Annotated in this window: 11 protein-coding genes and 1 pseudogene; 6 read left to right on the top strand and 6 right to left on the bottom strand. The window is 52.6% G+C overall.

The genetic code is table 11. The features are described from left to right. Positions 1–78 precede the first annotated feature (78 nt). The 6 genes and pseudogenes from HW561_RS22840 to HW561_RS22815 all read right to left on the bottom strand — a co-directional run. Positions 79–240: pseudogene (locus HW561_RS22840) on the bottom strand (IS6 family transposase); the annotation flags it as partial. A gap of 112 nt (positions 241–352) precedes the next feature. Next, entirely contained in the window at positions 353–1,177 is an 825-nt protein-coding gene (locus HW561_RS22835) for a protein phosphatase 2C domain-containing protein (RefSeq protein WP_176867659.1), read from the bottom strand. A gap of 59 nt (positions 1,178–1,236) precedes the next feature. Beyond that, a complete protein-coding gene (gene nagA, locus HW561_RS22830) occupies positions 1,237–2,430 on the bottom strand; it encodes an N-acetylglucosamine-6-phosphate deacetylase (RefSeq protein ID WP_176867658.1) in 1,194 nt (397 codons plus the stop codon). Beyond that, entirely contained in the window at positions 2,427–3,458 is a 1,032-nt protein-coding gene (locus tag HW561_RS22825; RefSeq protein WP_176867657.1) for an SIS domain-containing protein, read from the bottom strand. Before HW561_RS22825 ends, nagA begins: the two co-directional genes overlap by 4 nt. Positions 3,459–3,467: 9 nt before the next feature. Next, a complete protein-coding gene (locus HW561_RS22820) occupies positions 3,468–4,226 on the bottom strand; it encodes a GntR family transcriptional regulator (protein ID WP_176867656.1) in 759 nt (252 codons plus the stop codon). Then, positions 4,223–5,119: a BadF/BadG/BcrA/BcrD ATPase family protein gene (locus tag HW561_RS22815; RefSeq protein ID WP_176867655.1), complete on the bottom strand. Its 897-nt coding sequence runs from the start codon at positions 5,117–5,119 to the stop codon at positions 4,223–4,225. Before HW561_RS22815 ends, HW561_RS22820 begins: the two co-directional genes overlap by 4 nt. 152 nt (positions 5,120–5,271) lie before the next feature. Between HW561_RS22815 and HW561_RS22810 the strand changes: the two genes are divergently transcribed. From HW561_RS22810 to HW561_RS22785, 6 genes are all read left to right on the top strand, one after another. Beyond that, positions 5,272–6,174 (top strand): N-acetylmuramic acid 6-phosphate etherase, encoded by a 903-nt coding sequence (locus tag HW561_RS22810; RefSeq protein ID WP_176867654.1) that lies wholly within the window; start codon positions 5,272–5,274, stop codon positions 6,172–6,174. Positions 6,175–6,215: 41 nt separating this feature from the next. Further along, on the top strand, positions 6,216–7,442 hold the full coding sequence (locus HW561_RS22805; protein WP_408015411.1) for an ABC transporter substrate-binding protein: 1,227 nt from the start codon (positions 6,216–6,218) through the stop codon (positions 7,440–7,442). Between the two features lie 191 nt (positions 7,443–7,633). Then, positions 7,634–8,560: a carbohydrate ABC transporter permease gene (locus tag HW561_RS22800; RefSeq protein WP_176867652.1), complete on the top strand. Its 927-nt coding sequence runs from the start codon at positions 7,634–7,636 to the stop codon at positions 8,558–8,560. 10 nt (positions 8,561–8,570) lie between these two features. Next, the gene (locus tag HW561_RS22795; RefSeq protein WP_176867651.1) at positions 8,571–9,410 is read left to right on the top strand and encodes a carbohydrate ABC transporter permease; all 840 of its coding nucleotides are present in this window, start codon (positions 8,571–8,573) and stop codon (positions 9,408–9,410) included. Next, positions 9,407–10,429, top strand: coding sequence for a Gfo/Idh/MocA family protein (locus HW561_RS22790; RefSeq protein WP_176867650.1), 1,023 nt, complete (start codon positions 9,407–9,409; stop codon positions 10,427–10,429). The genes HW561_RS22795 and HW561_RS22790 overlap by 4 nt, the downstream gene beginning before the upstream one ends. Beyond that, positions 10,430–11,431 (top strand): ABC transporter ATP-binding protein, encoded by a 1,002-nt coding sequence (locus HW561_RS22785; protein WP_176867649.1) that lies wholly within the window; start codon positions 10,430–10,432, stop codon positions 11,429–11,431. The last annotated feature ends 103 nt before the right edge of the window (positions 11,432–11,534 follow it).

Raw genomic sequence — 11,534 nt, 5'->3', positions numbered from 1 at the left:
CTCCGCGACCGAAGCTTGCGATCGCTGTATTGCTGCTCTGACGGCGTGCGTGCCCTCTCGGCAGATTTGCGTTGCAATCCACCGCCGGATCGTTTCGTACGACACGTCGATACCGCGTTCTAAGAGCAATTTCTCAACTTCGCGAAGGCTCATATTGAACCGGCAATAAAACCAAACACCGTGTGCAATGATCTGGGGCGGAAAGCGGTGACGTTTGTAGCTGATCGACGGAGTACTCATCAGCGCTGACTATCCATAAGGACCACTATCTGCAATTATCACCGGCTGAATGTGACAACACCCTATCTGAACCAAAAGTTTGTGACACAACTCGTGACAACACCGAAATTGGCTAACCCGCTACCCTTAGCCAAAGGGCGGTAGCGTCGTCGCTCGCTTTAAATCTGGGATAGTTTAAACAAGCAGCGTCAGCTCGTTCGATTCTGCGCAATTCAATCATGAGATCAGCCAATCCCCGGGCTCTCACAGCCTCTATCAAACTTCTCCCAGTGTATCTGGCATAATCGCTGACGAGGCTTGCAAAACCGTCACTCATCAGGATCAATTCATCGCCGCTCGAAATTGGAAAACTTGAAAAACGCGTAACACCTGCCGAGGCGCCGGCAAGAGCACTAAGCGCTATTTGGTTTGCGCGGGCGCGATGCGCGCGGCGATCGGAGAGGACGGCGCCTGACATCTCGTGGGCTGCGCCAATACCCTCACCTAATGCTTTCGCTTCAGAGACCTCTGCGCTTGCGTCCGGTTCGCCGGTGCACCAATTGATCTTATTCCCTGATTTGTGCAGAATTGGGCAGTCAGCGGCCCAAGCAAATTCCAATGTACCGTCTACAATTTGGGTTGCGGCAAATGCTGCTTTCGGAATTTCCCAATCGGCTATCACATCGCGCGACCTTTGATGGTGAAACTGGGCGTCGATCCTCTCAAACACTGTTTGGCAAGTGGTGTGGATTTGATCTTCCTGGGTCATTGAGAACGCAGCGTTCGCAGTCGACGCAAGCCAAGACGCCCCCCCTTGCTGACCCAGCAAACCAGGCTTGCCTAGATCAGTTGCGCCGTCGATGACCCAGGCGAGCGTCGATGTTGACCCAAATCGATCATCATTTGGCTTGTTGGGATCGCCGTTCAAACTGATAGATTGGAGCGTCTCGAAGTGCATTGGCAGCATCTCCTAGGTCGCCAAACCGTATTGCAGCGACTGTGTGTAGTTGAACTTTGCTAAGTTTTTACTTGCGAATTGTGTTTCGGTTTTAAAGTGGACCAAGCCGCAGAACGGAGGGGCAACGATACAAATTGGGTAAGGTCATCTTGGATGTAGAGCACCTTTTGCGATGCATCCGTAAGTCTGCCCTGACCATTTGCAGTATTCAAAAGACCTGCTGGCACAGATGTGGCCCGGGCCAGTGAACTGGACAGGCTTTCTCCCACTGTGTTGACCATCACAGACACTGCTTGCGTCAATTCGAGATCCGCACCGGCAAGCGTCCCGTTCTCCAATGTCAGCCTCCCCTCATTTCTGAGCACCCGACGGTCATTGATCAGGAAGCTTTTAATCGAAGAGCCGGCGCTCGCCATGGCGTCGGTAACCAAGAAAATTCTGTCCGTGTTTGCCTTAGCCGCCAAAGCGATCCGCATAGCGGCCGGATGGACATGAATACTGTCGGCAATGAGACCTGCATAAACTTCATCGTGATGTAGCGCCGCGCCGACCAGACCGGGTTCACGATTACCCATTTGGCTCATGGCGTTGAATAGGTGAGTCACGCATTTCGCGCCTGCATCAAAGGCGGAGATGCAGGTTTCGAAATCTGCATCAGTGTGTCCCAACGAGACGATGATCCCAGCGTCAGCCATCCGTTGTATCTGTGCAAGCGTCGTGTTTTCCGGTGCGACGGTCATCATGACATTTGGCAGTGTCTCTGCGGCAGCAAGCACTGCAGCCATGTCTTCTTCGGACATTGAGCGGATCAGTTTTGCGTCATGCGCCCCTTTTCGCGCACCCGAAAGATGAGGCCCCTCAAGGTGAATACCGACGATCCCGTCCACCCTTTCTGAAATAGCTTGTTGCGTCGCCTTTATGGCAGCTCGCGTCCTTTCGGGTGTGTCGGTGATCAAAGTTGGTAGAAAGGCAGTTGTTCCGATGGAGGCATGCGCTTGCGCCATTGTCCGCAATGTATCGACCGATTGCTCATCGTTGAACATGACCCCGCCGCCGCCATTTACCTGCAGGTCGACATATCCGGGCGCAATAGTCCCCCCAGCCAACTGCACGCGGGGGTAATCAGACGGAAGCGAAGTCAGCCGCTCAATGCTCAGACGGTCGTTGTCATGAACAATCAGAGCATGATTTTCATATAGGTCCTGGCCGTCATGGATCTTTGCTCCGACAAAGGCTTTCGTGATAGCGCTCATACCGTTTCGGTCACTTTCTGGAGGTGGCGCGGCGCATCCGGATTGATGCCGCGCGCAGTCGCTACCCGTTCGACCATCGCATAGAAACTTGTGATCAACGTGATTGGATCGGTCAGTGGATGCGCTGTACGCACGGTAGGCAATCGATTTGCACTTTCAACTTGTGTGCTGGTCGCAAAAACGCTGGCCCCTTTGCTCGCAATCACGTCTGCGACTGCGGCGAGTGCAGGCTCGGCCTCATCTTGGGCGGCAAGCGCGATAACGGGGAACCCGCCATCGACAATGGAGACCGGGCCATGCAGTACCTCGGCGGAGGAGTATGATTCAGCGTGAATTTGGCAGGTTTCTTTGAACTTAAGCGCGGCCTCGTTGGAGATGGCGCAAGAAGGGCCGCGACCCAAACAAAAAATGGAGTTCCGTCCGCTGAGTGCTGAACGCGCCTCGGGCCAATCCATTTTGACGGCTTGTTCAAGACGGGACGGAAGGTCTGCAATCGAACCAATCAATTTTTCATCTTCAGCCCATTCAGCAAGCAGCCAAACTCCAGCAATTGCTGAATTCACAAAAGTTTTGGTGGCGGCAACGCTGAGTTCCGGGCCCGCATGCAGGTTAAGCGTGTGATCTGCGACCATCGCCAAAGGGCTGGCCGGGTGGTTGGTCATCGCGACCGACAATGCGCCACCTGCGCGTGCCATCCTAGCCATCTCGACAATATCAGGGCTTTTTCCAGACTGAGAAACCGAAAGGCACACGCTGCCATTCAGCTCCAATTGGCGGTTGTAGATCGAGGCGATAGACGGGCCGATGGATGCGATTGGCCTGGCCATCAATAGCTCGGAGACATATTTGAGATAGGTGGCTACATGATCTGACGAACCGCGCGCGACGCTGACCAAAAACTTCGGATTCTGTTTCCGCACCGCGTCAGCGGCACGACGTACATCGTCTCGGCCTTCGCTCAGAAGGCGTTCTGCCGCTATGGGGATTTCCAGAACTTCGCGACGCATTTGGGTCTGTGTGTGTGTCATTTGACGCGGCTACTCTTTTGCAAGGCGAAGCTCAGCTACGAAATTGTAGGCATCTCCGCGGTATATGGATTGGGTGAATTCGACGACGCGGCCGTCCGCCAGGTAGGACGTACGCTCAATGCGCAGTCCTGCCATTCCTGGGGCTACGTCCAGTAGGTTGGCATTTTCTTCTTCAAGATTGATGGCTGAAATCTTTTGCAAGGCGCGCACGGGGCGCAACCCAGATTGTTCAAGCACGTCATATAGCGATGTCTCGACCATTAGTGGGTTCGGCAGCACTTCGGTCGAAAGCGATGCACGTTCGATTGCCATGGGTTTGTCGTCCGCGGTTCTCAACCGTGCAATCCTTGAAACCGAAGCGTCAGGTGTTAATGCAAGTGCCAACACTTCATCAGGCGAAGGCATGAAAACGCCTCGTTCAAGCCAAACGCTTGATGAAACCATGCCGCGGCGAGACATGTCTTCGCTGAAAGAAGTGAGCCGTGACAAAGATTGCTCAATCTGCGGTGCGTCCGAGGCAACGAACGATCCAGAGCCCTGCTTTTGGACAATGATGCCATCTTCAGCCAAGGCTTGGATTGCCTTACGTACCGTGACGCGGGATAACTCAGTAATCGTCGCAATCTCGCGCTCGGGGGGCAACGAACTGCCAGCTTTTAACAGTCCCTGATCAACCCCTTCGCTCAATCGCTTTCGAAGTTGAACGTAGCGAGGACCACCATCGGGTTGCAGCCATTTTTCAGGAGTGAGAAAATCGACAACGCTCATGATGCGGCCTCCTCGGTATTTACTACGGCACGTTTTGCAAGTTGGAACGCACCATCGAGCGCGCTGCCGAGACATCCTTGTCTGCCAATAAGGGTCATAGGTGGCAGGTAATCTGCGTAATGTGGACCAACACCGCCGGTCATGCAGATCGGTTGACCAGATTGGAATTCTAAAGCTTCAAGACACCGCAGCAAATGATCTGCCCCAGATTGCATAATTGACCGCGCCCATTGGTCACCTCCGCGAGCAGCAGCAACTATTTCGGGCGCAAGCGCGCCGAAATCTCCAGGTTTTGCATTCGTGCTAAATGACGAAATTTTGCACGGATTACTGTCGAACTTGGACAGCAAAGCGCGGGTCAGATTGGTATGCTCCGCGAGACCGTCATGACACAGCAAGACTTGTTCAAGTGCTTTGCGTCCGAGCCATGCTCCGGACGCTTGGTCGGACACTTGGAAACCCCAACCGCCGACGGCCTTGTCTACGCCACCCTTTTTGGCAGCTGCAATTGTCCCGGTGCCAACCGACAGCAAAAAACCGTCCTTTCCGCCGAGTGCGCCGTAAAGGGCGGTTGTCCGGTCGTCTGTGACAATTGATTTGTTGAAGTGCAACGCATCAGAAACGCGCAGCCCGTCTCGTCGCGTCATTACACCGGCCAATCCTAAATGGGCTGATGCATCTGATAACCGATCTTCAGATAGGCCTGCAATTGCAGCGGCTTCGCTGACTGTCGCGTTAATGTTTCTGATTGCTAGTTCAAAGTCTGATGATGCATTTGCGCGGCCGCCCTGTGCAGTCGCCAATACTCCATCCCTTGTAGTGCCAATGGCCGCTCGACACCCCGTGCCGCCACCATCAACGCCAATAATCAAAGTGTATGCTGAATCAGACATAAGATACCTTTATAATACCTTTCGAAAGAAAGATAGACCTATTTTGAGCATATGGCAGTTAATGGTATCTATTTTTTCACGAAAACCAGCTCAAAAAGAAAATGGTAGACAAAAGGTATCTAAAAGGTATTAATCTAGGCAGGGAGATTCGCATGTCGCTGCCAGCCACAGAAACTTTGACCGATAGTAAGGTAATTGATGCCATTCCAGCGCTAGAAGCGGTGGACTTGATGTTGAATGTTCAGGTTGATGCGCTGGGGGCTGTTCGCAAAGCCGGACCGGCACTCGTCCTGGGTGCGGATTGCATGGCGAAGGCTATACGCAGCAAAAATTCCATTATCTACGTGGCGGCTGGAAGCTCTGGTCTGATGGCGCTCGCGGATGCATGTGAATTGCCGGGCACTTTTGGGATCTCACCTGATCTTGTAAAAATCCACATGGCGGGCGGAGTTCCTGTCGACGGACGCATGCCTGGGGCTACCGAAGACGATACCAAAGCAGCCAAAGACGTCGCGCGAAGCGTAAGTCCCGGCGATGCCCTGATTGTTCTAAGTGCAAGCGGTACGACACCATATGCGTTGCAAGCAGCGCTTTCAGCGAAAGAACGCGGTGCAACTGTTATCGGAATTGCCAACAATCGGGATGCGCCACTGCTAGAGCATTCAGATGTCGCAATACACTTGGAGACGCCATCTGAAGTGATCGCCGGGTCAACGCGCATGGGCGCAGGGACTGCTCAGAAAGTTGCTCTCAATCTGATGTCCTCTCTAATGGGGGCCAATCTCGGGCATGTTTACCAAGGAATGATGGTGAATCTGGTTGCCGACAACGCCAAACTGACGAAACGCGCAGCTTATATCGTTTCACACATTGCAAGTGTTTCGCAGGACGAAGCCGACCGTGCTTTGCGGCAGTCCAACGGGCACGTAAAAACTGCCATTCTCGTTGCGGGCGGGTTGTCGCCTAGTGCTGCGTCAACACTTCTCAACACATATTACGGCCATCTTGGCCCGTGTTTGCAATCACTTTCATCAAACCAAGACGCAATTGAATAATTAGGGAGAAGACCATGAAAACACCTGCTTTAATCGGCGCCATGCTCGCATCAACGCTAGTCGGCGGAGCAGTCTCGGCACAGGATGTAACGTTGACTATTGAAAGCTGGCGCAACGATGACCTTGCGATCTGGCAGGAAAAGATCATCCCTGCATTTGAGGCGGCACACCCGGGTATCAAGCTGAATTTCACCCCATCCGCGCCAGCTGAATACAATGCGGTGCTCAATTCTAAGCTAGATGCGGGTTCTGCAGGCGACATCATCACCTGCCGCCCATTCGACGCCTCTTTGGCGCTATATGAAGCCGGGCATCTGGCTGACATCACTGGATTGGAAGGCATGTCCAACTTCTCACCAGTCGCTAAATCGGGTTGGAGCACTGATGATGCAGCTGTTCAATTCTGTGTCCCAATGGCGTCTGTGATACATGGCTTTATCTACAATAAAGATGCCTTCGCCGAAGTTGGCGTCGATGTGCCCAAGACGGAAGCAGAGTTCTTTGCGGCCTTGGACAAGATCAAGGAGGACGGCAATTATATCCCAATGGCGATGGGTACTAACGACCAATGGGAAGCGGCAACAATGGGCTACAACAACATTGGTCCGAACTACTGGAAGGGTGAGGAGGGGCGTTTGGCGCTGCTCGCAGGTGACCAAAAACTAACCGACGAAGCTTGGGTTGCTCCTTATCGTCAGTTGGCCAAATGGGGCGAGTATCTGGGTGATGGATTTGAAGCCCAAACCTATCCTGATAGCCAGAACATTTTCACGCTTGGGCGTGCCGCGATCTACCCGACTGGTTCTTGGGAAATCTCTGGATTCAATGGTCTGGCTGATTTTGAGATGGGTGCCTTTTACCCGCCTGTACAGAATGAAGGCGACACCTGCTATATCTCGGATCACACAGATATTGGCATCGGAATGAACGCGGCTACAGAAAATGCCGATGCGGCAAAGGTTTTCCTGAATTGGGTAGGCTCACCTGAGTTTGCGACGATTTTTGCAAATGCCCTGCCGGGATTTTTCCCGCTGTCTTCCGCCCCTGTTTCACTGGATGACCCCTTGGCGCAGGAGTTCATTTCGTGGCGCGGAGAATGTGAAAGCTCCATTCGCTCCACATATCAAATCTTGTCGCGTGGCACGCCAAATCTTGAGAATGAAACATGGAACGCGTCAGTGGCTGTGATCAAAGGCGAGGAGACCCCTGAAGCCGCAGGTCAGCGTCTGCAGGACGGTCTTACCAGCTGGTATGAGCCGCACAAATAAACCTTCGACAACAGCATCCTGCCCCGGCATTCCTTCCAACTGGGGCAGGGCCTACATCAATATGACTTAACGCCAGTCCACTGCTGAATGCTCCTTGATGCGCTTCCATCAGTGCGCATCCTATGGGACGCAAATCCATCGTTTCAGTTCGCAACCTTCCAAGAAATTCCGACTAGCGACAGGAGAGTGTCATGTCAGACGCACACACGAAGCCCAAGATTCGTTGGCACATTGTCGTATTTCTTGCGCCTGCTGTGCTGGTTTACACGGCTGTGATGATCTACCCGCTGTTTAACACGCTGCGCTTGTCATTCTTCACCGAGGTCGATCAAGAGCGTGTCTATGTCGGCCTTCAGAACTTCCACACTTTGTTTGGTGAACCTGTCTGGTCAGAACAATTCTGGAATGCTCTGGGTAATAATATGTGGTTTTTTATGATCCACATGCTGGTTCAGAATCCGATCGGTATCGCACTTGCGGCGATCTTAAGTCATCCCAAATTGCGGTTTACGAGCTTTTACCGGTCGGCGATTTTCATCCCGACAATCCTGAGCTTTGTGATTGTTGGTTTTGCCTGGAAACTCATTCTTTCACCTATCTGGGGCATTGCACCAGAAATGCTGGGTGCGGTTGGGTTGAAATCACTCTATGCGCCGTGGTTGGGCAAAGAAGCCTATGCCTTAACGGCGCTTTCGCTGGTCTCAGTTTGGCAATTTGTTGGCATCCCGATGATGCTGATTTATGCAGCCCTGCTGTCAATACCGGACGAAATTCTTGAAGCAGCAGAGGTTGAAGGCATCACAGGCTCTTCGGCCTTCTGGAAAATAAAATTGCCGTTGATCCTGCCATCCATTGGGATCATCTCGATCCTGACCTTCGTGGCAAACTTTAATGCATTTGATCTGATTTACGCGGCCCAAGGTGCGCTTGCGGGTCCGGACTTCTCGACCGATATCCTTGGGACTTTCATGTATCGCACCTTCTTCGGTTTCCAGCTGCAATTGGGCGATCCCCACATGGGGTCGACCATCGCATCGGGGATGTTCGCCATTATCCTAATCGGTGTTTGTCTCTACCTTTTCGGCATCCAGTCGCGCATGCGCCGCTATCAGTTCTGAGGAGGTTGATATGAACGCCGCGCGTCAAAATCGCCTGAATAGTTTCGCCGCCCACGGCGCTTTGATCCTGTACACTTTAATCGCGCTGTTTCCGGTCTTCGTTATCGTTATCAACAGCTTCAAGACCCGCAAAGCAATCTTTCGCGAACCTCTTGCATTACCGAACTCTGACAGCTTTTCACTTATCGGCTACGAGACTGTTCTTAAACAGGGTGACTTCTTCCTCTACTTTCAGAATTCCATGATCGTCACCGTTGGATCGCTGTTTTTTATCTTGCTGTTCGGGGCTATGGCGGCATTTGCTTTGGCGGAATACCGGTTCAAGGGTAACACCTTGATGGGACTGTATTTGGCCTTGGGTATCATGATCCCGATCCGCATCGGTACCGTCGCCATTCTGGAAATGATGGTTCAGACCGGCCTGGTGAACACGCTTTGGGCCCTAATCCTCGTTTACACTGCGCAGGGCTTGCCCTTGGCCGTGTTTATCCTGTCCGAATTCATGCGACAAGTTAGTGATGATCTCAAAAATGCAGGCCGCATTGACGGTTTATCCGAGTACCGTATTTTCTTCCGGCTTGTCCTTCCTTTGGTCCGTCCAGCCATGGCAACTGTTGCTGTCTTTAACATGATCCCGATTTGGAACGATCTCTGGTTCCCGCTTATCATTGCCCCCGCAGAAGAGGTGAAAACCCTGACCCTGGGCAGCCAAGTCTTCATTGGCCAGTTTGTCACCGATTGGAACGCCGTGCTCTCTGCACTGTCGCTGGCCATTTTGCCAGTTATGGCCCTCTACGTTGTCTTCTCGCGCCAACTGATCCGAGGCATTACGTCGGGGGCAGTGAAATGAAGGTCGTGGTTGCCGGGCTTGGAAATATGGGGCGAAGCCACGCACTTGCGTATCACGCTCATCCAAACACCGAGATTGTTGGCCTCGTTAACCGCTCAACCGTAGCGCTGGCGGATGAACTCTCGGATTACCCTCAATTCAACACATTCGAAGAAGGGTTGGCACAGGCACCGGATTTGGTCTGTATCGCGACCTATTCCGACAGCCATGCCAGTTATGCGATTGCGGCTATGGAAGCCGGCGCGGATGTTTTTGTCGAAAAACCGTTGGCCACGAATTTGGAAGATGCACGTCGCGTTGTTGCAATGGCCGAACGCCTTGGACGCAAACTGGTCATCGGGTACATCCTGCGCCATCATCCCAGCTGGCAACGGCTGATCCAAGAGGCGCGGAATTTAGGTGGACCTTACATCTTTCGGATGAACCTCAACCAGCAATCAGATGGCCAGACATGGGATACCCATAAGGCCTTGATGCAAACCACCAGCCCCCTCGTGGACTGTGGCGTGCATTACGTCGATGTGATGTGCCAGATTACAGATGCCAAACCTGTCCGTGTCAGCGGCATGGGGCTGCGTCTCTCAGATGAGATTGCGCCAGAGATGTACAATTACGGCCATTTGCAAGTGTGGTTCGAAGACGGATCTCTTGGTTGGTATGAGGCAGGCTGGGGTCCCATGATGTCTGAAACAGCATTCTTTGTGAAAGACGTAGTGTCACCCAACGGTGCTGTTTCGATATCGGATGGCAACAAGGGCGCGTCAGATAACATCGATGGACACACCAAAGTCGGCTCTATCCTCGTCCATCGTCGCACCGGAGATCAGTACATAGAAATGCCCAACGAGCCCGGCCACCAAGAGCTGTGCGACGCCGAACAAGCCTTCATGATCGATGCAATTTTGAACGATATCGATTTGACCCGGCATATGAACGACGCCGTTCAATCATTGGCGATTTGTCTGGCTGCTGATGAAAGCATCCGATGCGGCCACCCAATAGAGCTAGGAGAGACCTAAATGACCGCTCTGACCTTGACCAATATAAACAAATCCTTCGGGTCCGTTGAGGTTCTGAAAGACATCAATTTGACTGTCGATGACGGGGAGTTTGTTGTTTTTGTTGGGCCATCAGGCTGCGGCAAGTCAACACTGCTGCGTGTCATAGCGGGGCTTGAAGACGCAACAAGCGGTACTGTCAGCATCGGCGGTGATGTCGTGAACAACGTCCCTCCCGCAAAGCGCGGCATTGCAATGGTTTTTCAATCCTATGCGCTTTACCCGCATCTGAGTGTACGCGACAACATGGCTCTTGGTCTAAAACAGGAAAAACAACCTAAGTCAGTGATTGACGAGCGGGTTGGAAAAGCTGTTCAGATGCTGGATCTCAACGACTATATCGACCGACGTCCATCCGATTTATCCGGCGGGCAGCGACAGCGGGTCGCCATTGGCCGGGCGATTGTACGTGAACCAAAACTGTTTTTGTTTGATGAGCCGTTATCCAACCTGGATGCCGCCCTTCGGATGAATACACGCATTGAGATCGCCGAATTGCACCGCACACTCAGCGCGTCGATGATCTACGTTACACATGATCAAACCGAAGCCATGACCCTCGCCGACAAGATCGTGGTTTTGCGCGATGGTCGCGTGGAACAAGTCGGAAGCCCGATGGAGCTGTACAATAATCCTGCGAACCGGTTTGTGGCAGGGTTTCTTGGTTCACCCGCCATGAATTTTCTGAAATCGGCACCTATAAACTTACCAAAAAACGGAACGCTTGGTGTACGGCCAGAGCATCTGAAGTTGGTCAAGAAAGGTCGAATAAAGGGGCATGTGACCCATGTGGAACGGCTTGGCGGTGATACAAACTTGCTGGTCTCTACCGAGCAAAAGGAAGCTTTGACCGTACGTCTTTTTGGACAGGACAGCACAGCGATTGGCGCGAACATCGAACTGGATTTTGACGACCAACGTGCGTTTGCGTTTGACGCTGACAACAACCGTATTTCTCATTAACCTCAATAAGGGGCTTTGTTGGGCTTTGTCGCAAATTTTTTTATGGATCAGAGCGAGCGGTTTTTCTAGACAGATTTATCCCGCGAGCTCAGCAAACTGGCGA

The organism is Ruegeria haliotis (assembly GCF_013377785.1).
In the GTDB taxonomy this organism is placed as follows: Bacteria; Pseudomonadota; Alphaproteobacteria; order Rhodobacterales; family Rhodobacteraceae; genus Ruegeria; species Ruegeria haliotis.
The sequence above is the reverse complement of the archived record's forward strand: the minus strand, read 5'-3'. Positions and strand labels throughout refer to the sequence as shown.

Coding starts and splice junctions, on each gene's coding strand:
- HW561_RS22810 (WP_176867654.1), top strand. CDS start 5,272: ATGTCGCTGCCAGCCACAGAAACTTTGACCGATAGTAAGGTAATTGAT.
- HW561_RS22790 (WP_176867650.1), top strand. CDS start 9,407: ATGAAGGTCGTGGTTGCCGGGCTTGGAAATATGGGGCGAAGCCACGCA.
- HW561_RS22815 (WP_176867655.1), bottom strand. CDS start 5,119: ATGTCTGATTCAGCATACACTTTGATTATTGGCGTTGATGGTGGCGGC.
- HW561_RS22805 (WP_408015411.1), top strand. CDS start 6,216: ATGCTCGCATCAACGCTAGTCGGCGGAGCAGTCTCGGCACAGGATGTA.
- HW561_RS22795 (WP_176867651.1), top strand. CDS start 8,571: ATGAACGCCGCGCGTCAAAATCGCCTGAATAGTTTCGCCGCCCACGGC.
- nagA (WP_176867658.1), bottom strand. CDS start 2,430: ATGAGCGCTATCACGAAAGCCTTTGTCGGAGCAAAGATCCATGACGGC.
- HW561_RS22825 (WP_176867657.1), bottom strand. CDS start 3,458: ATGACACACACACAGACCCAAATGCGTCGCGAAGTTCTGGAAATCCCC.
- HW561_RS22820 (WP_176867656.1), bottom strand. CDS start 4,226: ATGAGCGTTGTCGATTTTCTCACTCCTGAAAAATGGCTGCAACCCGAT.
- HW561_RS22800 (WP_176867652.1), top strand. CDS start 7,634: ATGTCAGACGCACACACGAAGCCCAAGATTCGTTGGCACATTGTCGTA.
- HW561_RS22785 (WP_176867649.1), top strand. CDS start 10,430: ATGACCGCTCTGACCTTGACCAATATAAACAAATCCTTCGGGTCCGTT.
- HW561_RS22835 (WP_176867659.1), bottom strand. CDS start 1,177: ATGCACTTCGAGACGCTCCAATCTATCAGTTTGAACGGCGATCCCAAC.